We start from the raw sequence: 26766 nt of genomic DNA, 5'->3' as shown, positions 1-26766 counted from the left end.
TAGCAAATAAAAGATCGTTTCCCCTTTATTAAAGGAAAAAGTATCCTCTCTCCGATGAACGGAAGGTCTCATAAAATCATCCTGAAACGACAAAGGACAGTACTGTAAACAGTACCGCCCCCTATTATCAATTTCTATCTCTAACCATCTGTGTATCCCGTATATTTTTCTGGATGGTGATTGCCGCAAATAGACTAAGTACAAATGACATAGCATAAAATCCCTTTTCACTTAAAATGATGCTGCCGGCATTATAAAGTCCAATCGCCATCAAGGAAATAGCAATAATCACCGCAAACCAGCTAAGCCCGTAATAGATACCGGAAACAGGGATATCCTCTTCCTTATCCCTAACCGCTTTTTGCAGTGATACAGCTGCATACAATCCGAATACCAATAAAGCAAAGTAGTACCCCTTCTCATTTAGTTCCATTCCCACATTGAACAGGCCAATCAGATAGGCGGAAACACCCACCACTAAAGCTGCCCAGCTTGCCCCTTTAAAGGCGGCAGTCGGCTCTCCTTCTTTTCTTTCAGGCTTTATCTTTGGTTTCTTTTCATCACTCTTCATTAACGGGTTTTCATTCAAATCAGACATTAGTCGCTCCCCTTTACTGTCATTCAAAATGCAGATACCTTCACTCCTGCTATAAGAAACATTATAGCGATTTTTTACATATTTTGTTTACTATTATTGAATTAATTTATACTTTTTACCACATTAAATAGTCCTATTTTAAAGGTATTGATTGGAGTGGAAATTTATGACACAGTATGTGAGACCACTTATATCAAGGACTAGTTGAACTGATCAAACAGCAGCTCCTTTTTTAACAAGGTCACTCATGTTCCTTTACAGTCACTTGTCTATCTATAATTTTACTTGGCAAATAAAAAAGGCTAGAGGTTCTCTAGTCCTTTTATGGTGCCATTTATAAAGAGTGTGCAAAATAAGTTATTATTCGTTGCTAAAATCATAAATTCATGTACCTTTAATGCTCTGCTTTAAGAGATTATTTGTGGTACGGTTCAGCGTAATGTACCTAAATGAGGTTTTTAAAAAGCAAATTCACATGCTTTTTTTAGAAACTCATTTTCTATTACGCCTCCCTAGCCAAATGTGCTGGCTCCACCATCTCAAAACACAAGCTTCCCTAACGGCAGAAACTGCCGGGACAGAGTGCCTGTCCCTTCGTCCCACCTACAAATAATCCCCCTGTAAAACAACTCTTTCGTTTGGAACCAAGCAAATGGCAATGCCTTCATCTTGATCACACTTGTCGTCAAGGAGCAAAGCATATTCACCGTTCCGGTCGAAGAGTAAAGTCCTAGGGATGAACTGTTCCGGTGCATTACTTTTGCAGTAATCATTGAGCAGCTTTTCGATTATACTCACTTTCTGCTCTTTGTTACTGTCCCAATCAGCAAATGCCTTTTCTTGGTCTGAGGTAATTCCATCCTTTTCGTAGTAAGCCTTAGCCTTAACCATGATATCTACGGTTTTATCGAATAGTACCAACACCGTTTTTGCCTTCCATCCCGTGTCAAAAATCAATTCTCCGAATACCTGGTTTTTCATGCGTTATCACCTATTCCTTTTTTAGCTTCAGATATGCCGCCGCTATGGGGGATATTGTTATGTATTTCGCTTGGCACCTTCTGCATAGTCTTCATATCCCTGCATTCATGCCATGTGTAGCCATTCTCTTTACGCCAAGCGGCGACTTCCTCTGGGGTGCATCCTTTTTGCTTTGCCAACTCGATGTCGGCTTTATCAAAGTTATCCGGCCTATTGTCAGAAAACGATTCAATCTCCACTTCACCTTTACAGACCTTACTGAAATCCGGTTCGCCATCCTTGAATGGAATGCAGCTTATTTCATACTTATCAAGGATTTCACTCCACGTTTTTCCTTCTGGATTGGCCTTACCCGGAACAAAATCCGGGTCCGGAAACCAAATGGAATTGCCGCGCTCACCATCCCAGTGCCCATTATTCCCTTCAATAGGACAGTTCCTAAATTTTTCAACAACTTCTCCCAATGGCTTGTCATACTCGCTCATCGGATTATCAAATTTCTTGCCTTCAGTCATTTTTCCAAGGGGGCTTTCGGCGAATCGATTCACAGTCAATTCCGCCACTTCTTTTAACGGAAAAAAGTTCATGGAACTATCTCACTTCCTTTTCCGCATCAATCCATTGCCTATAGATCCCTCTACGGACTTCTGTTTCGTTTTTATTTTCTGCCATATCTTTCATAAAGCATTGGCTCAATGTCATGATTACCTGCTCGCTTGCATCCGGAGCAAATTGTCTGACGGTTTCAGCTAGTTTCTTGGACAAGTCCGTATTGTCTGCAGCCGTGGCTACGATGTTTTCAATCCGTGCCCTTAAGCCCAGGATATTCGTTACGCGCCGGGCAAGCTTGGAAAAATTCCCCTCACTCCATAACAACAGCGAGTTGTTTGCATGATATTCTATGACTTGCTCTTCTACGAATTCGCGGTCCCGTAAGGAAAATTGAAACGAATCAATATTCCTCTCAATCTCACTTATATCAAATCTCAGCCGTTCGTTTACCCTTCCCTGAATAAGGAAATAAAGCAACTGCTGGCGCAATTGCGTTTTATCGGTAAAATCACCTTGCATGTCATGTTTATACTCTTTTTCGGCAATCCCGCATTTATTGATTTTTACCAAAACAGGTTCAACCCAGTCGTTTTGATAAACCGCCGCAACGCCGCGCTCCAACTTGGCTAACTCCTCAATTTGCTCCTTGTTGAGGTTTGCAGAAAGCCCCACGAGTTCACGGTCGTTATATTCCGGCAGACGTAGGATGATTTTCGTGTTTGTATTCCGAATAACCGACAAATCCAAAAGGCCCGGTGATTGGTCGGCAATAATAAACCCTTCGCCATATGTCCGCATTTCAGCGATTGAATTGGCAAGAAGTTCCACAGATTTCCCCAGCAGATTTGAACCTTCGGACACTTGTTCCGTTGAAGTGCGTTTTAATAGATTATGAGCCTCTTCAAGAACAGTTATATGTCTTAATGGACTATTAGTCTTACTGAAGGCCATTCGGTATTCATTTAACCGCATCACAAGCAAGCCCATAATCAGCGATTTCGTTTCCACTGAACCCACACGGCTAAGGTCAACAATGACACTTTGATCAAATAAATCGGCATCGCTCAAATCATCGTGGCAAAAAATTAATCCGTTCAAACCCGTCGTTAACGAGCGCACACGAGTAAGCAGCGCGCCGGAATAATCACCTTTATTATCCGCTGAGTAGTTGGATTCATTTATCACGTTTTCAATCTGTTCCAAAAGGTCGGAAAAATTCGGAAAGACCCCTCCCCTGGAATTTTCCGATGTGCTGATGTTCCACCCCACTGCAATGTACGCTTTTTCCATCGCTTCTTTTAAAATTGCGGGCATAGCCGCATACATCGGCCAGCAAACATTAAAAATCTCAACAAGTCTGTCCAAATGCTCCAAGACATGAATATCGGCCGGGAAACGAAACGGGTTAATGCGTAATAGTGCAGACTTCTTTGGATTCGTTCCATATACAGCAACATCGCTAAATTGGCCAAATACATCTTTATATTCGCCTTTTGCCGGTTCAACCACAAGGAACGGAATATGATAAACATTCCGAAGCTGTTCAAGCATGGCATAAACCGTGTTGCTTTTTCCGGATCCTGTCGACCCGGTGATAAACGTATGCATGGATAGCGAATCGAGGTCTAGTCTAACATCGGTGTCATTTTCTTTGCCCATGTTGAACACTTTGCCAAGAGCAAAATTGCGGGTGGATTTGCTCCTCGAATATTTCACCACTTCTTTGCCGAAATCGGCATGTTCAATAACAGGAAAACCGCAAACCGATTTGCGGGGCAGCCCCATTTGGATGGCAAGTTCATTGCCGCTTACAAGCGAAGATGCTGTTACTGGTACAACCGCTGAATGGGAACGGTACTCAAAAACAGGGTGGATAAAGTTCGTAATATAGTCACGAAGCATGGGCAACTGCTTTTGTTTTTGATTGCTGTTGCCCCAGAAATTTATCGCAGACATTTCAACCTCGGATTTTTCACCGATCATCAATGCCTTATACGTTCCGGCCGCCATTTCGACCGTTTCCTGGCTATCGGAAAGAAAGTATGCCGCGCTTTCCCACATACCAAAACTTTCACACTCGTCAATTCGCTGTAGCTGCAAATCAATTCTCTCAAGCGTATTAAGAATCGTTTTGTTCTGCATGGTAAGTTGCAGATTGTCTGACACCCCCGTAGTCAAACCCTTCGTTTCGGTATAGTTTTCATTTGTACTCTCATTGGTCGAGTCCGACACACCGAAAGTCTCAGACTTGGTTGAAGTGAAGTTTTCAGTTTCAGCTTTACCAGTAGTTGCCGACGTTCCGGTTGTTCTGGTACCGGTCGGAATCACATTGATCGCCGCCCCCGCTGCTCCCGCTGCCAACAAACTAAGTCCGCCGGTAAACGGTGTTGCAACGATTCCCGCAACGCCGACGACCGCGCCGAGACCGCTTTTAATAACCCCTCCAAGACTCTGGTTTGTTTTCGAGTCGTTCGTTGTCATGCTTTCATTAAACGTTGTCCCTTTTGAAAAACTTGTCCCCGATTGCGTGGAGCTATTGGTAGAATGTGAGCTTCCTACAGTAGTACCCTTGGAGAACGCATCGGAAATACTAAGCGCAGTATTTGTGCCGTAGCTTAGCTGCATATTTGCGAATGGCGACAGTTGAGTATAGATCTGCTCATACGCGCGGCGCGTTTCCAAAAGCTGGTTTGTCGGCGTGCTCTTCGCTAAGACAACGGCGGTATAACGTTGCCCTTGCATGGCAAGAGCAAGTTTCTCAAGACCCTGTATGTACGTTTCATTGTCCTTGAAATTCTCATACTTGTCTTTGGCTACACATGATACAGCAGCGATATTCTTCGCTTCAATTTTGGCTAGGATCTTTTCCGCTTGCGGGTCAAGTAAATCAAGCGTTTTTACACCAGGGAACTGGCCGCTTAGGGCGTTACGCAATGTATCCTTAAGCGACTTGGTTGTTCGTTTGTCGTCAAGAGAGCGAACGCCCATATAGAAATCTGTTTTCTGGCCGTCGCTATCAGCAACGATAAACACACCACAATTAAGATTCTGTACGGAATTGAAAACGGACGCAAGTTTATATGTCGAATATTCATCGTTTTGATAAACCATCTCGGTAATTTTGAAAAGACGAATATTGCCGATCTGCTTTAGGCTATCATCTAGCGGAATCACTTCTAAATCGGTCAGCTTCGATAGATAGTTCTTAAGAACAATATCATCAACAAGAACACTCGCCTCCGCAAGCTGATTTTGAAGCGTATCATAGCTTGGCACATTGCTTTTATGCGTTGCCGGAACACGTGCGGACGGATTACTTATGGTAATGCCCGCATTCTTTTTCTTCACAGAAAGGTCTAAAAAGTCACTCATGTAATTGTTCCCCATTCGTAGCAATTGCGACAGTCACGCCTCCGATAACCGCTCCGGCCACAGCCCCGCCGACAATAGCCACACTTGCAGCGGCGGCTATTGCTCCTCCAACTGCAGCTCCAGCTATTGCACCGCATGCAACTTTTGCACTTCGGTTAGAATAAGAATAACCCCGTAGACTGTGGTTTCCTTGTCCACCACCGGCACCCTGTCTGGTGGATGTTGTCTGATTGCCGCTTCCCACCTTTTGTCGTCCAGAACCATAAGCCGCGCCAAACTGTTCGGATGCACGACTTGCACCTTGAGAGCTAATTGCAACAGGGCGATTATGGCGGACAACTTTTTTCAAGAGGTCAATCCTATCCCGGGAAAAGTTCCCCACAACCTGAACCATAAGTTCATTCATATAATGATCCGTCCATGATGATTTTTCGTAATTCAGCACACGCCCATCATGGTCGTCATACAACTCTTTCATGTTCCTTGCCGCATTCAACATTTCGTTAAATTCCGTGAATGACGGGTCGTTCAGCAGACTGTCTTTCATCATGATCCGGACGCGCCTCAATTTTCCGGAGGATACTGCATCGTAAAAGGTGTTGGTCAAAGTCATTTCATTTCCTCCTATATTTCGAGAATGGATTCCACTTTTGTCTTAATTGCCTCTAGCCATTGCAACTTGCGCTCCGTTTCCTTAATACGCTCCTCGGCTTTCCGTTGGTCAGTGGCAAAGCTTTCAAGTTCAGCAAGTTTCTCTTTAAGAATGTCATCAAGCCGCTTAAACTCCATATTAAACTTATCAGCGATTCGTTTCGATTGTTTAAGGGTGAATTTCTGAGCATTATCACCGTTATCGTATAATGCCTCTTGCATTGGGGCAAGGTATTGCTGGGCTAGTACCGATCCATCAATATACCTGACCGTTTTATAAATGTTACGGGTTTTGGTGACATATTCGTTCTTAGGCCAGAAAGCAAAACTTTCAAACCATCCTCTTGTCTGTTCTTTTACTTCATAGGTTTCCGTTCCTGTTACCCGCCTGTCTTCGCGAATCAGATGCTGGAACGAAAAATTAGTAGGCACAACACTGCCGCCCATTAATTTTAACGGATCAATGGAAATCCCCATTTCCTCAAAATCCATTTCTTCTGTTAATGAAATTAGTTTCTGACGGTACTCTTCAATCAAAGCAGAACCTGTTTTGATTAAATTCTCTCGAACTAATTCATCCAGTTCAACTTCAAAATCAGGAATGAGCCTTTTTGCAAACTTGTCAAGGCGCTCTACCTCGTCTTGTGCATCATCAACATCCAATTCTTGACCTCTTAAATTGTCAATTTTCTTTGTAATCCGCACTTGGAACTTTTTAATAATACTTTCGACAACGTCGCGGGAATCATCGTTTACCTTTACTACTGCATTATCGACAGCATTTTTGAATTTCTTGGCGGATTTGGCATCATCGATTTTTTTTCGGACCATTTCAATTTGCTCAACAATCTTTTTGCTCTCTTTCTGATTTTCGATAAGTTCACGCTTAGTCTCTTCAAAACAGCCGACTTCATCAAGTTTATGCATAAAGGTATCCACAATATTTTTGATCTTTGCTGTTTTGGCGTATTTCTGGACATATTGCCGGATTGCTGCTTCGACAGAAGGGATACCTGTATGAATCAGCGCTTCGCCCTCATCATCGTAATTTGCTTTTGCATCCAATACGGCTTGATTTACTTCTCCTTGTAAACTTTGCGGCAAAGATGCATAGGTTTCAAAATGGAGCGGTGCATTCCCATTAGCCGGTATTCGATTTAATTTTCTCACCTTAAAGAAAATATCATCCAGTGTTTCTTCGTCTAATTCCACATTGTTTTTCTTTTGCCGGATATAAAGCGCCGGCAATGCGGCAATGGGAAACAAATTAGGATTCGCGACCCCGTGCGTCTTTAGATAGGCGCGGACACGATTTAATGTCTCAGCGGTATCACCGTCTTCTTTCTTACGGTCATCAAGTTTGTTCACAACAAATATAAAGCGGTCTTTTGATTGCTTGCCGCCAACGGCCATACTTTCGGCCACACGCTTCAATAGTGCGTTATCATCATCCGTTCCAAATTCGCCTGTCATTATGTATAAAACTAGTGATTTAGATGATTTACTTAGAAACTCACTTTGAACCTTTTTATGATGCGGGTCGCGTGAATTATTCGGTCCCGGCGTATCAATTAGCACCAGAGAAACATCATCCGTAGCCACAAATGGAATATTGCCCGCAATCTTAATGGCAGATACGTTCTCATCGGCGTTTAGGCGTTCCATTGTTGGGTAAGTAAGCTGTTCGTGCGTTTCCACAAGAACGGATTCTTTATTATAAACCTCAGCTTCCCAAGGTATTTCCTCTTGGCTAGTATCTTTAATTCGGGTAATAATTGCGGTACAGGCCTCTTGTTTTGACGGCATGAGTTTCGTTCCAAGCATCGCATTAATAAGAGTTGATTTTCCCGCGCTCATCGTGGCGACGACACAGACCTCAAAGTCGCTGCTTTTGGCATGATTGAATGCACTGATGATTTCAACGTCACGCAGTTCATCAAACGGCCCCGCTTGGATTTCATTGAATACTTCGTCAATTAAAACTTCCTTGTCCGTTGTTTCCTTTGCGGGCCTGCGCTCAAGCGTGGCAGTAAGTTCCCCGCGTTCGTGCGCTTCAATAAATACGTCGGCCAAATCCTCGTAGTCAGGCAGCGTGCCGTGAAACAATACTTGGAAATCGATATCATTGTACTCGTCGATCAGGATTCTTGGAAGGTTCTCAACCCACTGCTGCAGGCGCGACCCCGGTGCCGCCAGTTCACCAAGTTTGCTATTTTGCGCTAATTTTTTATCTTCAACAATGATTTCCGTTTCCAGCTTAAAAGGATTATACTTGATAAAGACTTTTTTCATAAACTTCCTCCGAATAATAATGTTTCTAAACCATAAATCCCACATCTTTTGCTCATCAATAACGGTTCACTATCGCTATCTACACTGTTTACACCATCATAATATTTTGACAGGTCATATTCAGGCCGACTAAACTTCCTGACATAGGCGTCATATGCATCTGTTTCATCTTCCGACAGTGGCTCACCGTGCATTTTCAGCTTAATTAGATAACCAAAATAAGCAGATAGCGGGTAGACTATTGGGTTTTCAAACCCCAGCTCCCTAAGGTCATTCTTAACACCGTTCATACTTGCCTCTATTGAATCCTCAGTTCTTTTGAAGTCATCGATTTTGTTAAGAACAAATACAACCTTTTCCCTCGGCATATTCTCCGCGACCCATTTCAAATAGCGCATCTCCTCATCCGTGCCGAGTTTATTCGCATTAAAAATGTACATCAACAGGTCGTACTGCCCCTCCACTAAAGCTTTTTTGGTAATCTTCCCATGCTGGCGGTTTATCGCTGAATTCACGCCGGGAGTATCAATTACACAAACTCGGCCATCGGAAGAAGCCATAGTTCTAAAATGCGAAGCAATGCTGCTTACCTCCGCCTGATCCAAACGAATAAGGTCCTCGCGACTTGCATCAAGATTTAGAGGAGGACCGGAAAAATGGATGGTTTTGTCTTCAAATGGCTTGTTGTAAAGGTAGCAAAGGTTACCCGTGCAAACTTCTTGGGAAGTCCGTGTCAGCGGCTTGCCGATGATGGCATTAATGAGTGTAGACTTCCCTGCGCTCATATTTGCCGTAACGACAAAGCGTTTTTCCGTATGTGCAAAGAATCGGCGATTTTCACGGAACTGGGCAAGCAATGGCTCTGTGAACGCAAACGCGGAGGTTACTTCATCATCAATCCATATTGCACGGTGCATCGATTCCATCAAAGCCGCTTGGCGTCTACTAAGGAAACTTTGCATGAATCGAAGCGACCGATCAATCGCATCTCTATCCAACAGAATAAGGGCAATGTCACAAAGCAACCAATATCTATATTTCCTGCGCCATGGCTTTATTGGGTTATTTACAATGGAACGAATAACTTCCTTGTATCCTTCATCACTTAACTTGTGCAGGTTCTCGTTTCCTACGAGGAAATCCCGATATTGACCAAGCCGGACATTTGTATACTCTGTATCGGTTGCGATTTGCTTCACGAAATACTCTAGCGATTGGTAGTAACGCGCCTTTAGTTTTCGTCTGCTTGCCATTAGTGGATGTCCCGCAAGCGACATTGCTGCGGAAAAATTTCTTGATTTACTATTCATTTGAAACCGATATCCTTCCTACCCTTTTGAGGGGATTTCTAGTTGCCATGCTTAGGAATTCCAAATTTCAAGTTGGTGTCTTACATTCTATTCTAGTAAAATTTCGACATAAAATGAAAAAATCCTACAAAAAAACCTTATTCAGGGAAATAGAAAATTCTATTAGGATTTTATGTATGATTGAAACTATTAAACTGCAAAACTCGACAAATTCCGGGGCGTGACAGGCACTGGCACAAAAATTAACACCATCAAAGAATTAGTTGCTAATCATCAAAAGGAAGGTCATGATCAAGATATGACCATCAAACCAATAACGGCAGATCAAATTCGTCAACAACTAAAAGAGTTTCTTGACCTGAAAGACCTTTTATCTGCTATCGAATCAGACAGCTACTTGTAGCATCAATTGAAAAAATAGAAATAAGCAAAAAGGAACTTAAACATATCCATTTTTCCTTTATTGCTTACCTACCTGAAAGTGAAAAGGATCATAATGATCCTTCACTACATAGCCTATCAAACTCTACCCCACTAATCTTACGGGGTTTATATTTTACCCCAAACCATTACCTATTTATGATAAGGTTCCCCCCGCATAATCCGAAACGCCCGATAAACCTGTTCCACCAATATCAGCCTCATTAACTGATGAGGAAACGTCATTCTTGAAAAGCTTAGCTTCTCGTTCGACCGCTGCAAGACTTCTGCACTCAATCCAAGTGATCCGCCAATTACAAATGCCACTTTGCTTTTGCCATAGGTAGCAAGCTTGTCCAACCCATCGGCCAGTTCCTCAGATGTTTTTAGCTTGCCTTCAATAGCTAGAGCAATCACGTGGGCATCTGGGTGGATTTTTGATAAGATCCGCTCGCCCTCTTTTTGTTTAACTTGGATCATTTCTGTTTCACTTAATTCTTCAGGTGCTTTTTCATCTGGAACTTCGATGATTTCTATTTTGGCATAGGACGATAGTCTCTTTAAGTATTCATCGATCCCCTGTTTTAGGTATTTTTCTTTTAGCTTGCCAACCGTTATAATTGAGATATTCACAGGCCATCCTCACTTTACAAACAAGATATCCACAATACTTATCCACATATCCACATTTTCTATCCACATATTGTGTAAGATCATTCGTTCGCCACCATATATATAGCTGGATTTTGACAATATTCACAGGCTGTTGATAACTTATTATCCTCTGAAATTTTAGATAATTGAGGGAAAGTTTCATACTCATCAACGACTGTATCTATTGCTACATCAACATGTTCCTCACAACTGTATATCATTTAATCATTCCTCTTCTCATAAATGTTATCTACTATTATTATTTGAATTGTGGATAATTTTGATTCCATTCTTTTCTTTTCACTTATCCACATCCCATCTTATCAAAAACAATTAGCTTTGTTAAATATGAATGTTGTGCATAAAAAAAAGGAGAGCACCCACGCTCTCCTTTTTACCTATTTAGAATGTCTCACCGCTCAGTTTCATAGTTGTTTCGGCTAGCTTCCCTGCTCGGTAATACTTAACTTTCATTTGGTCTCCAACTTTTTTCTGATTGTACAAATGCTTTCTCAGATCGATGACATCGGTAATTGCCTCGCCATCCATTTCTACAATGACATCCATCTCTTTCAAACCTGCCTGAGCAGCTGGTGAGTTTGGCTCAACGGTCGTAATTGCTACACCTGATTTCACTTCAGATGGAAGCTTCAAAGCCTCCTGCTGATAATATCCTGGAATTTCACTTACTGATGCCAACCCAATTCCCATATATGGCCTTCTTACTTCTCCATACTTCTCAAGATCTTCAATAATCGGCTGAGCATAATTAATTGGAATGGCTAGCCCAATTCCTTCTACTGCTGATTGAGCAATCTTCATTGAATTTATTCCGATCACTTGACCACTTATGTTCACTAAAGCTCCACCACTGTTCCCTGGATTGATAGCTGCATCCGTTTGAAGAACCTCTGCCTGCCAATCAGCCGTTCCATTCTGATCAATATCCACTGGTACCGTCCGCTCTAGGCCAGAAATAATCCCCTGTGTGACTGAACCTTCAAAAGTCCCTAGCGGATTTCCAATGGCAATCACAGGCTCACCCGTTTTTAGAGCAGCTGAGTCACCAAATTCTGCAATTGTTTGAATATCTTTTGAATCTACTTCTAATACAGCAAGGTCTGTCCATATATCACTTCCAACTAACTTTGCTGGTATCTTTGTTCCATCAGCAAGACTTACTTCAAGCTGTTGGGCACCTTCAACCACATGGTGATTTGTGATGATAAAGGCACTATTCCCCTGTTTTTTATAAATAACGCCTGATCCCGATCCTGCCGGCACCCCATCTTCTCCATTTTCTCTTGACCAGAAGCCAGCTGCTTGAATGTTTGTAATACTAACAACGGCATCTCCAGCCTTATCAACTGCTTTTGTTACATCTGTCACCACATTAAGTGATACATTTTGAGTAGGGACATTCTTATTTCTAGCAGAATCCTCTTGCACATGCTCACCTGAATCTATCGAATAAGGGAGAACATTGTACTCGAATAGTTTTGGGACAGCAATAATGACAAGAATAGCACCGAGAATGACTCCTACAAGACTTGCCAAAAAATAGCCGCCTTTATTCCCCTTTTGTCTATTTGACCGATTTTGATAATCTTGATCATAATAACCCACACTGCACCAGTCCTTTCTTTTCATAATAGAAAGTAATAACTTCTCGATTTCAGTGATACCTTGCCTTTAATACGAGTATTAGTCCTAGGATTTAGTCTTCCTTCTTATCCATTATTATACTCCCTCATTTTTAATAAGCTAAGGAAAAAGATACGCAAATAAGCATTCTTACGACTTTGTTCATAAGTTTGCTGAAATTTGTTAAAAAAGAGGAATGAGTTCCCGCTAAATAGCGATACTCATTCCTCTTATTTCCCCTATTTCCACTATCAAACAGCAGTTAATGCAGTCGGTATCTTCGGATCTGTATCATACAATTCAAACTGCTCCCCGACCCGAATCCCCCTGCTTTCCAGTGTTTGTTCGACAGACATTCTCGCTAAATCCTTCATATTATTATCCTGGCTTAAATGAGCTAAGTAAATGCGCTTTGTGCGGTCACCCGCTACTTCACTCATTGCTATTGCTGCATCCTCATTAGATACATGCCCGACATCACTTAGGATTCTTCTTTTAATACTCCATGGATAGCGGCCCATCCGGAGCATCTGAACATCATGATTGCTTTCGAATACATAGGCATCCGCATTAGATATAAGGCCCTTCATCCGGTCGCTGACATACCCCGTATCTGTAATTAAGACAATCTTCTTTTCTCCTTGATGGAAAACGTAGAACATTGGATCTGCAGCATCATGTGAAACACCGAAGGATTCAATATCTAAAGAACCGAAAGTCTTCACTGTTTCCATATCAAATATAAACTTCTGCTCCAGTGGTACTTGTCCAATCAGCCCATCCATTGCCTGCCATGTTTTCTGATTTGCATAAACAGGCAGCCGGTACTTCCTAGCCAGTATCCCTACACCTTTAATATGATCGCTATGCTCATGTGTAACAAGTATGCCTGAGAGATTCCCTATCTCTCGGCCAACCTTTTGAAATAGAGCTTCCATCTGTTTCCCGCTCAGACCAGCATCAATCAGAAATGAATGATCCTCTGTCGCAACTAATATCGCATTCCCTGTACTTCCGCTCGCGAGAACGCTAAATTGCAATGACATATTCTCTCACTCCACTATTTTTTTCTCTTCTTTATTCAATTGCATAATTTGACCCTCGAAGGCATGGACAAATAGATTTTCTTCATCATTGATAACAAATCGCCAGGCTGGTGTCAAAACCTGTGAGGTGCCCGTATGTACAAAAGTAACATAGCCAGGCTCTACTTTCGTTATTTTGCTTTTCGGCTTTAATGAGCCATTTTCATATAAGGTTTCAATCGCCTTTAAAGGCTGAATAATTTTTTCCTCTTCGGAGAGTTCTTCGATGTTTTCTAATAATGTTTGCTGATAGGTAACAATATCGTTTTCATCATTTAGAAAAATGGTCAATTCCCCACTAATATTTTTATAAAAGACCTTATCCCTAAACTGCTGATAATAGATGATCATATTCCCCTTCTTCTTCCAGAAGCGATACTGATCCCCGTACAAAACATGACTTTTGATAAAAGAATTAACCTCTGTTGAATCAATTTTATCACTAAGCTCGTATGGCTTGTCTAAAACAGATTCTAAAATTGTTCCATCCTTTACTTCAACGTCTTGTCCTTTTAACTTTGTATTTGCTAACTCTTCTAAGCCCTCATTATTAAAATTCTTTGGCTTAGCACTTAAATACATATCTTTTTGATAGACTTTTGGAAGCTCCACATACTCAATTTCATCGGCTTTCAGTCTTTTTTCAAATGATGTTTCTGTAAGAAATTCATATTGACTTAAACTTTTCAGTTTAAAGAATTCATACATTAGGTAAATATCTAAAACAAGGAAGGTCAATATAAAGATTGTCTTAATTTTACTCCAATCCATGATTGCCTCCTTCAAACTCATCCATTGAAATTTTGTACCATGAATGATTGTATTGATAATACCAAGAAGGTTCAAGATAGACTAATGGTGTTTGTGGATCCTTTGTCATCGTATACCCTAGCACGATATCCTGAACTAAATCAAGATCAAAGTCTTCCATACTTTCCAGCCATTCCAATACTTCATGACCCGAACTCAGCGTCTTTTCTACCGTTTCAGTTAGGACTCCAAATGAAAAATTACTGCGTGAATACTCCAGAATCTCATTTTGTCCCCATTTATGCCTGATTTCAGAAATTCCGTTCTCATCACTAAACACAGGGTAGCCTTTATCCTCGTAGAGCCTAAACAGCACCCTATGATTCAATTCATCCACCTCAACAAATCGATATTTACCTGTCCATCCCCCATGTTCATTAACAAAATCAATGCTTCTTTTCAGCAGATTATTGGAAGGAAAGTGACTCTCACTGCTTTCAACTGGATTAATATAAGAAAGGGTGTTTTTATCATAATTCACGCGCATTAAACTGGAATAATCCTTATATTCTTCTCCTGAAAGCAGATAATTCTTCTGAACAACACTTGGATCAATAAATAGAGCATTCTTATATTTTTCAGAATCCAATGGGTTGGATAAATACTGATAGCTTAACATTTTCGTTTCTTTCTCTGGAAGAAAGAAAATTCGTTCATTAGAGGACTTATATGGAAAATACTTTACATAGTTTATTGTGTATTCGACATTTTTAAAGAAACTAGTATTGAAATTAGAAACGAAGGAGGAAGGAACATGGCTTCTATAAGCTTTCTCATTCTTAGTAGAAATGAAATAAACGAAGCTCTGTTCCTTTTGTACTCCCTCTACATCGATCACAATTTGATCAAACTGAAAATTTGGCAGGTCTTTATCTTTTATATCAATAATTGACCGATAAAGGTCGATTGGAATAGAGTCTGGAAACACAATCACCGTATTTCCGGGACTATGGCTGAACGAATAAGGGTTCTTTATCTCATCTGAAATATTCTCAAAATCTGTAAAATTCCATCTGCCAATCTCAGTAATTATTTTCTTTATTTCATTTTTATCAACTGTACCATAATGCTTTTCTTTTGAAAGATGGTAATAAATTCGATCAGGCTTAATAATTTCCCCAACTTCTTTCTTTTCACTGATCGCAACCTTTTCAACTGTATTTTGCTTTTTCATCATTTCATAATTAGGCTGATACATCCAAATACTCCATGTTAATAGCACACTAAAGCATACTAAAAAGACTAATATGACTGATTTAATATTTTCATATGTCATTCCCAATCATCCTCTTCAGTACGAACATAAGGCAGGCTGAAAGAAATAGTTGTTCCTTTCCCCTCTTTACTCATCGCCCATATTTCACCGCCATGTGCTTCAACCATTTCCTTGGCGATTGCAAGACCGAGTCCGGTACCACCCAGTTTCCTTGTTCTTGCTTTATCTACTCGGTAAAACCTGTCAAATATTTTATCAATATTCTCCTTTGGTATTCCTACACCCTGATCAGAAACACTAATAATAAGCAGATCCATTTTCTCTTCCACCCTGAAAGTCACTTTGCCTCCTTCTGGAGAGTACTTCAGTGCGTTGGATATAATATTATCTAGCACTTGGGTTAGTTTATCCCCATCTATTTCGACAAATGCTGAATGAGCAGGAAGCTTTCTTTCAAAAGTAACATTTTGCTGTTTTGTTAATTCAAATCGGTCAATAATCCGATTATAGAAAGCAATAACATCGATCCAGTCTTTCGTCAGACGATAATCCTTGCTATCCATTTTCGATAGTTGCAGCAAGTCATTAACCAAGCGTATCATTCGCTCTGTTTCATTTTGTGTCACTTCTAAAAAGTTAGGCGCTATCTCTTTATCCTGCCATGCACCATCTGCAAGCGCTTCTAGATAACTTCTCATTGTTGTTAAAGGCGTTCTAAGTTCATGGGAAACATTCGCAACAAATTCTCTGCGTTCCATATCAATTTTTTCCTGTTCAGTAATATCATGAAGAACAGTAATAAGCCCGTTTACAAACCCTGTTTCCTTTTGTATAACTGAAACATTTGCCCGTAAAATTAATGTATTAGCTGGCCCGCTATAATCCAATATGACTGAATCCCGTTCGGCAAGCAGCTCATCAAAGGTATAATCCTCTTCCAGACCAAGTAGAGTAACAATCGGGGAGGACAGAACTGTTTCACGTGAAACATTCAACATTTCTGCTGCTGGTTCATTAATCAAAATGACGCGTCCTTTGCGATCGGTTGCAATCACACCATCTGTCATATAGGACAGGACAGAAGAGAGCTTCCGCCTTTCCCCTTCAGTTGTCGCCTGGGCCTCCTGTAACTTTTTCGTTAAATTATTAAATGTCATCGCTAGTTGGCCAATTTCATCATACCCATACACCTTTACCTTCCGAGAAAAGTTCCCTTTTGTCATCGCTAAAGCATGTCTTCTCATATCTGACATGGGCCTTGTGATGGTTTGCGCTAAGAGAACACCCAGAACGGCTGTGATGGCAAGGGCGATTGCTGTTCCAGTAATAAAGATATTATTAATCTGTCTCATTTGCTGAAAGACATTTTCAATTTTTGCTACTAAATAAATAGCCCCTTTGACCTCGCCATTATGCTTTATTGGCGTCACTAATACCCAGATCCGATTCCCTGTGTGATCAATATGATCCTCACTTGCTTGTTGTGCGGTAGCAATGGTCATTCTAATCAACGTATTAGTTGTTCTTTGTCCAACGACTCCTTGGTTATCTGGATTAGATGTGCCAATAATCTTTAATGTATCTCCCTCAATCACATTTACTTCCGTAATATCAGGTGAATAAAAGTCTCTTAATAATTTATAGACATCTTCATCAAGGGTTTGGCCATCTTCATCAGGCAACCGCTCTTTTGTCATCTGTTCCTCAAGATAATAGCCAAGTAAATTGACCCGATCCTGGATGGTCGTCTTAAAATTATCCTTTAATGTAGATTCTAATTGTCTAACAAAATAAACACCGATAATCTGCATGGCAATTAATATTAACAGTACATAAATAATGACAAATTTCAGGTGAATTGACCGGAAAAACCCTACCTTTTTCATTGATTATCCTTACTCCTGTTCGGGATTTCGCAAGTAATATCCTACTCCCCTTCTAGTTACAATCCAGGTGGGATGACTTGGGTTATCTTCAATTTTTTCACGAAGACGTCTAACCGTTACATCAACTGTTCGAACATCTCCATAATAATCATAGCCCCATACTGTTTGCAGAAGATGCTCCCTTGTCATAACTTGTCCAATATGCTTTGCCAAGTAATGGAGCAATTCAAATTCACGATGGGTCAGTTCGATAGTCTCTCCCCGTTTAGAAACAACGTAGGCATCTGGGTGAATAATAAGTGAACCCACTGTAATTTCATTGGTCTCATCTTCTTCAACTGTATTTGCAATAATTTGTTGATGACGCCTTAAATTAGCTTTAATACGAGCAATAAGCTCCCTTGTGCTAAATGGCTTTGTCACATAATCATCTGCCCCTAGCTCAAGGCCAATGACTTTATCAATTTCAGAGTCCTTAGCTGTTAGCATAATAATTGGCATATCATATTTTTTCCTTACTTCCCGACAAACTTCAATTCCATCTCTAAGCGGAAGCATGATATCAAGAAGAATTAGATCAGGTTTGATTTCCTCCACCTTTTCCAACGCATCGTTTCCATCATAGGAGCAGAAGACTTCATAGCCCTCTTTCTTTAAATTAAATTGCAGGATATCTGCAATTGGTTTTTCATCATCTACAACTAGAATTTTCTTTTCCATATTATTCTCCTTTTTTCATCTGATTATTGGGAGTAAGTAGATTTCAATTTATTATTATCTTTTCTCAATTTTACTTTACCATTTTTATAAATGGAAATACATTATTAGAAGTTATAGTATAGTAAAGCACGTGCACTGGGCAGGAGTCTATTAGAAAGCCTGTTTTCGCAAACATTGATGCTTTCAACGTGAATTCGTAAAAGTTGATTCCGCTCCAGGCGCTCGCTTTCCGCGGGGTAGGCGGTGAGCCTCCTCGGAGTATCCGCTCCTGCGGGGTCTCACCTGTCCTACACTTCCCGCAGGAGTCTCGCACCTTCCACTCCAATCAACAACCTTATTTGTAAACAGTTTTCCTTAATGTAACCTATTCAAAAACTACAATTTCCCATAAAACGACCATTAGAAAAGAATCAATAAAAAAGACTCTAGTATGAGTAACTAGAGACTTTTGCTGCGAGGGCTATTAACGAATGTAATTTAATGGATTCTGCAATTCGCCATTTTTGTGGATTTCAAAATGTAAATGAATGCCTGTTGAGTTGCCTGTTGAACCCATGATACCTATTTTGGAACCTTTTGATACGGTTTGACCTACACTCACATCTATGGATGCCAAATGCCCGTATATTGTACGGTAGCCATTATTATGATCGATAACAATTTTATTTCCAAAACCGCCATCATACCCAGCTGACACGATGACTCCATTATCTGCTGCTTTTATCGTCCGGTTACTTGGTCTAGCAATGTCAATACCTTTATGCATTCTACCCCAGCGATGTCCAACCTTGCTTGAAATATATCCTCCATTGGCCGGCCAGATAAAGCTTCCTTCACCACGAGAAGGTACTACCTTCGTTCCTTTAATAACAATATATTTAGCAGGCTCCTGAAGCACTTCTTCTTTCGTCATTTCTTTTGAAACTAATTGTCCATTTAGCTCAGAAAGTCGATAAGTTGCTGCACGAATTCCATCTTTTCCTTCTTGCTTTACTTTCCTATCACCTTTAAACAAGGAGGAGTCTTCAATAACTTCCTTTTCAAAGGCAATTTTTTCCTTTGCGTAATATTCCTTTTCGATTACAACTTGAATATATGGCTTCAAGACCGTTACATTCAATTCTTGATCAATTTTTAGAAGGGAATCTTCTGTTAAACCAGGGTTTATTGCAAGCAGTTGTTTCAATTCAAGGTTATGTGCATGGGCAATTCCCCCAAGTACATCCCCTTCTTTCACTTTATACTTTGTTTCCTCAACTGAACCCTTTACAAGGAGTTTAACTGCTTCTTCAATATTCAACATTTGTTCAGGATTAATTTTCTCATTTGTAATTGTAACTTCTTTTGATAACCGAACGTCTAATAGACGAGATTCATTTTCCTTTAATGGTGGTAATGTACTAGTATTCGATAATTTTTGTGCTTCTAATTTATTTAATTGATCAACAGTTATGTACTTTAATTTTAACTGACGAATAACCTCTTTTGCCTTCTCTTCATTTTCTACATAGGCTACTGGGTTTCCATCAATTACTAAAGCAGCAGCTTCAGCCTGTACACCAATTTCTTTGACCACTTCTCTAGCTACTTCAGAATTATTTGTTGCGGCATTCGAATGAAAAACCTGCTCTGGTATATACGTTACTTCCGAAGCAATCGACAAATGAAGATCTGTATAAGATGCCTGTGACTCTGCTAACTTAGCATTTACTAAGCTTTCAATCTCATTTTTATCAGAAACTGTACCTATGTATTTATCATTCACATAAACATAATAAACAGTTGTCAGCTTTTCACTATTTGCTAGTGCAGAGGCACCTCCTGCAAAGGCAAGAGCTACAACAGCTGTTGCAGTTATTGCAGTTTTTCTAAAGCCTGATGTCATTTTCTTATATGTATAATTTTTTAATTGAATTAATTTATTTATTGAACCTTGCATTGTTACATCCTCCTAGACTACGGTAACTAACACACTTTCATATAGTGCTATGTAACTACTTTTAGTTCCTGCCAATTTTTACTTCTTTACTTTATCATAAAAGGCCTAGGATATAATGATAGATTTCATAATGTAACAAAAATGTATAATAGATGACATTTTACTGCCATTTTTCTATCAAAGAAGTGAATTTGTTAGCGGGAAATGTCGGAAAAATGAATCTTCTATATAGGTAAATAATCCCTATACAGCGCGGTTTTGAAGTGATTTTTCATTTAGAAGTTGGAAATGTATGGAGGCATAGAGGAATAGTTGTTACTATTTCAAAGAAACTAGCCATTTATTACAATTGTGTAACAAAAAGGAGTATGAATGATTCATACTCCTTTTTACTATCTTTTTCTTAAATGGCTCAGGACGGAATCGAACCGCCGACACAAGGATTTTCAGTCCTTTGCTCTACCGACTGAGCTACTGAGCCGTATTTGATATGGTTCCCTATAAATAGATTCTTTTAAAAACTGTGCTCATAAATTCTCGCGAATTTCCTCGCAGATCGCCACTGGAGCTTAATCTTAGATGTTAGCGATCCTCTACCGACTGAGCTACTGAGCCTTATTAATAAATATGACAGTTAGCAAGGAGGCTGTGCTTGCCAGCCGCTCACCAACTGTCATGTGCCATGACCCCTACGGGATTCGAACCCGTGTTACCGCCGTGAAAGGGCGGTGTCTTAACCGCTTGACCAAGGGGCCATATTCAAAAATGGTGAGCCATGAAGGACTCGAACCTTCGACCCTCTGATTAAAAGTCAGATGCTCTACCAACTGAGCTAATGGCTCGGTATAAATTACTCATCACTTATGACGACGCTTTTTATAATATCATATATAATAATTACATTGCAATAACTTTTTTACTTTTTTTAAAAATACAGAAGCCCTGAACGAAATCAGGGCTTCTTCTTCTATTAGTTTTGGCGCCAAGGGCTTCTAACTACATTTGTTTGTGTACGGTCTGGACCAACAGAGAAGATGGAAAGCGGGATACCTGTTAATTGGGATACACGCTCAAGATAATGACGAGCATTTGCTGGCAGCTCATCTAATGTCTTGCAGCTAGTAATATCCTCTGTCCAGCCTGGCAGCTCTTCATATACAGGCTCACATTCAGCTAATACCTTTAAGCTTGCAGGGAATTCTTCAATGACTTCCCCTTTATAACGGTAAGCTACACAGATTTTCAATGTTTCAATTCCTGTTAATACATCAATGGAATTAAGTGAAAGATCAGTCAGTCCACTCACACGGCGAGAATGACGAACAACAACACTATCAAACCAGCCAACACGACGAGGACGGCCAGTTGTTGTTCCGTATTCACGGCCAACTTCACGGATTTGATGACCAATTTCATTATCAAGCTCAGTTGGGAATGGACCATCACCCACACGAGTTGTATAAGCTTTTGATACACCAACAACATGTTTGATTTTTGAAGGACCTACACCAGAACCAATTGTTACACCACCAGCAACAGGGTTTGAAGAAGTAACAAATGGGTATGTTCCTTGATCAATATCAAGCATAACGCCTTGTGCGCCTTCAAATAAGACCCTGCGTCCTTCATCAAGTGCATCGTTAAGAACTACAGATGTATCACAAACATAGTGCTTAATTTGCTGTCCATATTCATAATACTCATCTAGAATATCTTCGATTTTAAAACCTTCTGTTTCATAAATACGTTCAAATAAACGATTCTTCTCTTCAAGATTACGTGCAAGCTTTTCCTCAAATACTTCACGGTCTAATAAATCAGCCATTCTGATGCCAATTCGTGCAGCTTTATCCATATAAGCAGGGCCAATACCCTTTTTCGTTGTGCCAATTTTGTTCGCACCTTTGCTCTCTTCTTCTACTTCATCTAGTTTTAAATGATATGGCAGAATAACGTGAGCGCGGTTGCTGATTCGAAGGTTATCAGTTGTTACACCTTTTTCATGTAGATAAGCCAATTCCTTCACTAGTGCTTTCGGATCTACAACCATTCCGTTTCCAATCACACATGCTTTATCTTTATAAAAAATACCTGATGGAATTAAGTGAAGCTTGTAAGTTTCTCCATTAAACTTAATCGTATGTCCTGCATTGTTTCCGCCTTGATAACGTGCGATAACTTCAGCATTCTCAGAAAGAAAATCGGTAATTTTCCCTTTTCCTTCGTCTCCCCACTGTGTTCCAACAACAACTACTGATGACATATAAAACGCACCTCCGAGATTTCCGTTATTTAAAGTAAACATTATAAATTTAAATTTGTATCAACAATTTAACGTACAGCTTTTGAGTACTGACTATAATATTCTTTATATCCCATTCAAACATTCCTATTTTACCAACATTTTTAGACAAAAGTCAATAAAACACGAACAATTTCTACTAAAATATAAAAATATGTTCGTTAATAATTTCAAGCACATGCTTGCACTCTTGTAACACTATGATTAAAAAGGAAAAGGAGCTGTCCAATAGTCTGGAAATAGACTTATTGGACAGCCCCTATCTAGATAAGGCCACTATGCACCTGGCGGCATGGATGAATCATCGTATCGCCGCTCTAAATTTACGAATTTATTGTACTCTTTAACGAAGGCTAGCTGAACAGTACCAACTGGACCATTACGCTGTTTGGCAATAATAATTTCTATGATATTCTTATCCTCTGATTCTTTATCATAGTAGTCATCACGGTAGAGAAAGGCCACAATATCTGCATCCTGCTCAATACTTCCTGATTCACGGATATCTGACATCATTGGACGCTTGTCTTGACGCTGCTCAACCCCACGGGAAAGCTGAGAAAGAGCAATAACTGGAATCTGCAATTCACGAGCTAGTGCCTTTAATGAGCGGGAAATCTCCGATACTTCCTGCTGACGGTTTTCGCCTGAACGGCCGCTTCCAAGAATCAGCTGTAAATAGTCAATTAAGATCATGCCCAGGCCATGCTCCTGCTTTAAGCGGCGACATTTCGAACGAATTTCTGTAATCCGTACTCCTGGGGTATCATCGATGAAAATACCTGCATTTGATAAGCTCCCCATCGCCATTGTCAGTTTGCCCCAATCATCATCGGTAAGCGACCCCGTACGAAGCCTTTGAGCATCAATATTTCCTTCTGCACAGAGCATACGCATAACAAGCTGTTCTGCCCCCATCTCAAGACTAAATATCGCGACGTTTTCTTCTGTTTTTGTTGCCACATTTTGTGCAATATTTAATGCAAAGGCCGTTTTACCTACAGAAGGACGGGCACCGACAATAATTAAGTCATTGCGCTGGAAACCAGCAGTCATTTTATCTAATTCAGCAAATCCTGTTGCGATTCCCGTAATATCGCCTTTTCGATTATGCATGACTTCAATATTATCGTAGGTACGAACGAGTACATCCTTAATATTATGAAAAGCACCTGCATTTTTCCGTTGGGCCACTTCAAGAATACTTTTCTCTGCTTCGCCTAGAAGGACCTCAACCTCATCCTCACGCGCATAACCGTCCTGAGCAATATCTGTTGCTGTACGAATGAGTCGGCGGAGCAATGATTTTTCTTCAACAATTTTTGCATAATATTCAATATTAGCTGCAGTCGGGACAGACCCTGCTAACTCACTTAAGTAACTTACCCCGCCAGTATCCTCCAAAAGCTTTGCTGCGCTCAGCTCTTCAGTTACTGTTACTAAATCAACAGCTTTACCTTGGTCATTTAGCTTTAGCATCACATTAAAAATCTTTTGGTGAGCCGCACGGTAAAAATCCTCTGGTATTAATATCTCAGAGGCTAGCGTGAGAGAAGATGGCTCAAGGAAAATGGCACCAAGAACAGCCTGCTCCGCTTCAATGTTTTGGGGCGGAAGACGATCTGCGTATAAATCACTCATCTATTTTATACCTCCATCATACGCTTAAAGCGAACATATTTAGCACCGTTTTGAAACGTTCATCATTTATCTCTAATATATAGTAGTTTACTAGAATATATGGTAATCCCCATTGAATTTACGTTTTTTTGCTTAGAAAAAATGTGACCAGCAAGCACCGATCACATTTTTTCTAACCTTTATAGTTTAACATGTTTATTCGTAAATGGAACTTCCAATTTTAGTGTGCTTCTTTTACATGGACATTTAAAGTGGCTGTCACTTCAGTATGAAGCTTGACAGATACCTTTGTGTAGCCCAATGTACGAATCGCATCAGGCAATTCAATTTTACGTTTATCAATTTTTAGGTTATGATCTTTTTGAAGCTCTTCTGCGATTTGCTTACTTGTAATTGAACCAAATAAACGGCCGCCTTCACCAGCTTTTGTTGAGAATTCTAGTGTAATTTTATCCATTGTTTCTTTTAATTTTTTTGCATCTGCAAGCTCTTCAGCAGCAAGCTTTTCTTCTTTTTTCTTTTGGGCGCTTAATGTACTAACATTAGCTTGGTTTGCTTCAACCGCTAATCCTTGCTTAATGAGGAAGTTTTGTGCGTAACCGTCAGCTACGTTCTTTACCTCTCCTTTTTTGCCTTTTCCTTTAACGTCTTTTAAAAATATTACTTTCATCCCTTTTTTCTCCCTTCGATATATTCATCTATAGCTATTTTCAAACGTTCTTCTACTTCATCTATGGTCACATCTGCAAGCTGGGTAGCAGCATTTGTTAAATGCCCCCCGCCTTCAAGATTCTCCATAATAACTTGAACGTTTAAATCACCTAATGAACGAGCACTAACGCCTACTGTGTATTCTGACCTTTTGGAAATAACAAAGGAGGCAATCACACCATCCATTGTTAATAATGTGTCTGCTGTTTGTGCAATAAGCACTTGATTGAGCTCCTGGTCCGGCTGACTTTTAGCAATAGCAATACCCTCACGGTAAAAATAGACATTCTCAATTATTTTCGAACGCCTTATATAAGTCTCCACATCTTCTTTGAGAAACTTCTGTACGAGTACCGTATCTGCCCCAAGAGATCGTAAGTAAGAGGCAGCATCAAATGTCCGGGATCCCGTTCGTAATGAGAAGCTCTTCGTATCGACAATAATGCCGGCTAATAACGCTGTAGCTTCAAGCATTTCAACTCTTCCATGCTTTGGCTGATATTCAAGAAGCTCCGTTACTAGTTCGGCTGTGGAGGAAGCATATGGCTCCATATAGACAAGCAATGGATTATTAATAAACTCTTCTGCCCGGCGATGATGGTCAATAACAACAACATGATCCATTTTATGGATTAATCTTTCTTCTATTACCATTGAAGGTTTATGAGTGTCTACAACCACTAATAACGTATCCTCTGTTGCTATTTCTAATGCTTGTGCTGGACTAATGAATTTCGCAAACAACTCTTCATTCTTCTGAATCTCGGTCATTAATCTTTGAACACCTGTATCAATTTCTTGAAAATTAACAACAATATACCCTTCACGCTGATTCATTTGTGCGATTTTCCGAATGCCAATAGCTGCTCCAATAGCATCCATATCCGGATTCTTATGCCCCATGATAATCACCTTATCACTTGCTGTGATTAATTCCTTTAAGGCATGTGCAATAACACGGGCACGAACTCTAGTCCTTTTCTCGACTGGATTTGTTTTCCCTCCGAAAAATTTCACTTTCCCATTTGTCTGCTTAATCGCCACTTGGTCACCGCCACGGCCAAGGGCTAAATCAAGACTCGATTGAGCAAGAATGCCTAATTCAGGCAAAGAAGAGACACCTGTTCCTACACCGATACTTAATGTTAGAGGAACATTCTGCTTCGAAGTGGTTTCTCTTACTTCATCAAGAATAGTGAATTTCCCCTTTTCAAGCTGATGGAGAATTTGCTCATTAAAAACAGCAATAAATCGCTCCGATGAGACTCTTTTTAAGAAAACACCATTATCAAGAGCCCATTTATTGAGGATGGAAGTCACGATATTATTTAGACTGCTTCTTGTCTGGTCATCCATCCCTTGCGTTAAATCATCATAATTATCTAAATAAATAATAGACAGCACGGTTCTTTCTTCTTGATACATTTTTTCAATTTCTGTTTGTTCTGTTACATCAAAGAAGTATAAGAGCCGTTCATCTAATTTAAGAATGACGCGGAACTTCCGGTCATGGAGAGTGATAATTTCTGTTTCTACTTCCTGCTTGATAAGAGGAACAAGTATATCCCCTACATCATAAAGCGATCTTCCCACTAACGTATCTTCATCAAAGCATGAGGCTAAAAAGGGATTTGTCCATTCAATATAATAATCATCATTTATTAACATAATCCCAATCGGCATTTCCATTAAAGCCTCTTCACCGACTTTTTTAACCCGATAAGATAACGTTGTTATGTAATCTTCTGTTTCCTTCCTCTGTGTTGCATCCATTTTAAAGATATAATAAAAGGGAAGAAAGGCAAGAAGAACACCAATTACACCCAATATCCAGTTATAGTACGCTAGTAAACCAAGAAGCACCACCGTAATGCCCATCAATCCATAGATTGGATAGCGAATGGACCGCTTTTCTAAATATGAAGGCATTCTTTTCAGCTCCCAAACAGTCGTGTTAATAGGAAGTTCAAAATGCTTTGTCC

21 protein-coding genes and 3 tRNA genes are annotated in these 26766 nt (G+C 40.1%); 1 reads left to right on the top strand and 23 read right to left on the bottom strand.

The features are described 5' to 3' along the window. Positions 1-127: 127 nt before the first annotated feature. From yiaA to ACFYKT_RS15175, 7 genes are all read right to left on the bottom strand, one after another. Complete coding sequence (gene yiaA / locus ACFYKT_RS15205; RefSeq protein ID WP_389221337.1) at positions 128-598, bottom strand: inner membrane protein YiaA; 471 nt, start codon at positions 596-598, stop codon at positions 128-130. Positions 599-1201: 603 nt separating this feature from the next. Then, positions 1202-1579 carry a DUF6985 domain-containing protein gene (locus ACFYKT_RS15200; protein ID WP_389221334.1) on the bottom strand — a complete coding sequence of 126 codons (378 nt, stop codon included), beginning with the start codon at positions 1577-1579 and terminating at the stop codon, positions 1202-1204. Then, the gene (locus tag ACFYKT_RS15195; RefSeq protein WP_389221331.1) at positions 1576-2166 is read right to left on the bottom strand and encodes an HNH endonuclease signature motif containing protein; all 591 of its coding nucleotides are present in this window, start codon (positions 2164-2166) and stop codon (positions 1576-1578) included. The genes ACFYKT_RS15200 and ACFYKT_RS15195 overlap by 4 nt, the downstream gene beginning before the upstream one ends. Before the next feature lie 4 nt (positions 2167-2170). Next, the gene (locus ACFYKT_RS15190; RefSeq protein ID WP_389221328.1) at positions 2171-5503 is read right to left on the bottom strand and encodes an ATP-binding protein; all 3333 of its coding nucleotides are present in this window, start codon (positions 5501-5503) and stop codon (positions 2171-2173) included. Continuing rightward, on the bottom strand, positions 5496-5981 hold the full coding sequence (locus ACFYKT_RS15185) for a hypothetical protein (RefSeq protein ID WP_389221325.1): 486 nt from the start codon (positions 5979-5981) through the stop codon (positions 5496-5498). The genes ACFYKT_RS15190 and ACFYKT_RS15185 overlap by 8 nt, the downstream gene beginning before the upstream one ends. Positions 5982-6127: 146 nt before the next feature. Beyond that, complete coding sequence (locus ACFYKT_RS15180; RefSeq protein WP_389221322.1) at positions 6128-8446, bottom strand: dynamin family protein; 2319 nt, start codon at positions 8444-8446, stop codon at positions 6128-6130. After that, positions 8443-9756, bottom strand: coding sequence for a dynamin family protein (locus tag ACFYKT_RS15175; RefSeq protein ID WP_389221319.1), 1314 nt, complete (start codon positions 9754-9756; stop codon positions 8443-8445). Before ACFYKT_RS15175 ends, ACFYKT_RS15180 begins: the two co-directional genes overlap by 4 nt. Positions 9757-9976: 220 nt before the next feature. Here ACFYKT_RS15175 and ACFYKT_RS15170 point away from each other — a divergent pair, with 220 nt between their 5' ends. After that, positions 9977-10159, top strand: coding sequence for a hypothetical protein (locus ACFYKT_RS15170; RefSeq protein WP_389221316.1), 183 nt, complete (start codon positions 9977-9979; stop codon positions 10157-10159). Positions 10160-10329: 170 nt separating this feature from the next. On the opposite strand, the gene rlmH is transcribed toward ACFYKT_RS15170, so the two are convergent. From rlmH to ACFYKT_RS15090, 16 genes are all read right to left on the bottom strand, one after another. Next, positions 10330-10809 carry a 23S rRNA (pseudouridine(1915)-N(3))-methyltransferase RlmH gene (gene rlmH / locus ACFYKT_RS15165; protein ID WP_389221313.1) on the bottom strand — a complete coding sequence of 160 codons (480 nt, stop codon included), beginning with the start codon at positions 10807-10809 and terminating at the stop codon, positions 10330-10332. A gap of 80 nt (positions 10810-10889) precedes the next feature. Continuing rightward, on the bottom strand, positions 10890-11051 hold the full coding sequence (locus ACFYKT_RS15160; protein ID WP_389221310.1) for a CxxH/CxxC protein: 162 nt from the start codon (positions 11049-11051) through the stop codon (positions 10890-10892). A 181-nt stretch (positions 11052-11232) separates the two neighbouring features. Beyond that, positions 11233-12456: a S1C family serine protease gene (locus ACFYKT_RS15155; protein WP_389221640.1), complete on the bottom strand. Its 1224-nt coding sequence runs from the start codon at positions 12454-12456 to the stop codon at positions 11233-11235. A 269-nt stretch (positions 12457-12725) separates the two neighbouring features. Then, positions 12726-13520 carry an MBL fold metallo-hydrolase gene (locus ACFYKT_RS15150; RefSeq protein ID WP_389221307.1) on the bottom strand — a complete coding sequence of 265 codons (795 nt, stop codon included), beginning with the start codon at positions 13518-13520 and terminating at the stop codon, positions 12726-12728. A 6-nt stretch (positions 13521-13526) separates the two neighbouring features. Beyond that, on the bottom strand, positions 13527-14330 hold the full coding sequence (locus tag ACFYKT_RS15145; RefSeq protein WP_389221304.1) for a two-component system regulatory protein YycI: 804 nt from the start codon (positions 14328-14330) through the stop codon (positions 13527-13529). Further along, positions 14317-15645: a YycH family regulatory protein gene (locus ACFYKT_RS15140; RefSeq protein ID WP_389221301.1), complete on the bottom strand. Its 1329-nt coding sequence runs from the start codon at positions 15643-15645 to the stop codon at positions 14317-14319. Before ACFYKT_RS15140 ends, ACFYKT_RS15145 begins: the two co-directional genes overlap by 14 nt. Further along, on the bottom strand, positions 15642-17471 hold the full coding sequence (walK, locus tag ACFYKT_RS15135) for a cell wall metabolism sensor histidine kinase WalK (RefSeq protein WP_389221298.1): 1830 nt from the start codon (positions 17469-17471) through the stop codon (positions 15642-15644). Before walK ends, ACFYKT_RS15140 begins: the two co-directional genes overlap by 4 nt. 9 nt (positions 17472-17480) lie before the next feature. Then, on the bottom strand, positions 17481-18191 hold the full coding sequence (yycF, locus tag ACFYKT_RS15130; protein WP_389221295.1) for a response regulator YycF: 711 nt from the start codon (positions 18189-18191) through the stop codon (positions 17481-17483). 463 nt (positions 18192-18654) lie between these two features. Then, on the bottom strand, positions 18655-20130 hold the full coding sequence (locus tag ACFYKT_RS15125; protein WP_389221292.1) for a peptidoglycan DD-metalloendopeptidase family protein: 1476 nt from the start codon (positions 20128-20130) through the stop codon (positions 18655-18657). Positions 20131-20538: 408 nt separating this feature from the next. After that, positions 20539-20611 (bottom strand) — tRNA-Phe (locus ACFYKT_RS15120). Positions 20612-20813: 202 nt separating this feature from the next. Further along, positions 20814-20885: transfer RNA gene (locus tag ACFYKT_RS15115), tRNA-Glu, on the bottom strand. Between the two features lie 11 nt (positions 20886-20896). Next, positions 20897-20972: transfer RNA gene (locus ACFYKT_RS15110), tRNA-Lys, on the bottom strand. Positions 20973-21100: 128 nt separating this feature from the next. Continuing rightward, positions 21101-22393, bottom strand: a complete 1293-nt coding sequence (locus ACFYKT_RS15105) for an adenylosuccinate synthase (protein WP_389221289.1) — start codon at positions 22391-22393, stop codon at positions 21101-21103. Positions 22394-22708: 315 nt separating this feature from the next. Continuing rightward, a complete protein-coding gene (dnaB, locus tag ACFYKT_RS15100; RefSeq protein ID WP_389221286.1) occupies positions 22709-24073 on the bottom strand; it encodes a replicative DNA helicase in 1365 nt (454 codons plus the stop codon). Between the two features lie 220 nt (positions 24074-24293). Next, positions 24294-24743 carry a 50S ribosomal protein L9 gene (gene rplI / locus ACFYKT_RS15095; RefSeq protein ID WP_389221283.1) on the bottom strand — a complete coding sequence of 150 codons (450 nt, stop codon included), beginning with the start codon at positions 24741-24743 and terminating at the stop codon, positions 24294-24296. Next, positions 24740-26713: a DHH family phosphoesterase gene (locus ACFYKT_RS15090; protein WP_389221280.1), complete on the bottom strand. Its 1974-nt coding sequence runs from the start codon at positions 26711-26713 to the stop codon at positions 24740-24742. The genes rplI and ACFYKT_RS15090 overlap by 4 nt, the downstream gene beginning before the upstream one ends. Positions 26714-26766 lie beyond the last annotated feature (53 nt).

The organism is Cytobacillus mangrovibacter (assembly GCF_042865275.1).
GTDB lineage: Bacteria > Bacillota > Bacilli > Bacillales > Cytobacillaceae > Cytobacillus > Cytobacillus mangrovibacter.
The sequence above is the reverse complement of the archived record's forward strand: the minus strand, read 5'-3'. Positions and strand labels throughout refer to the sequence as shown.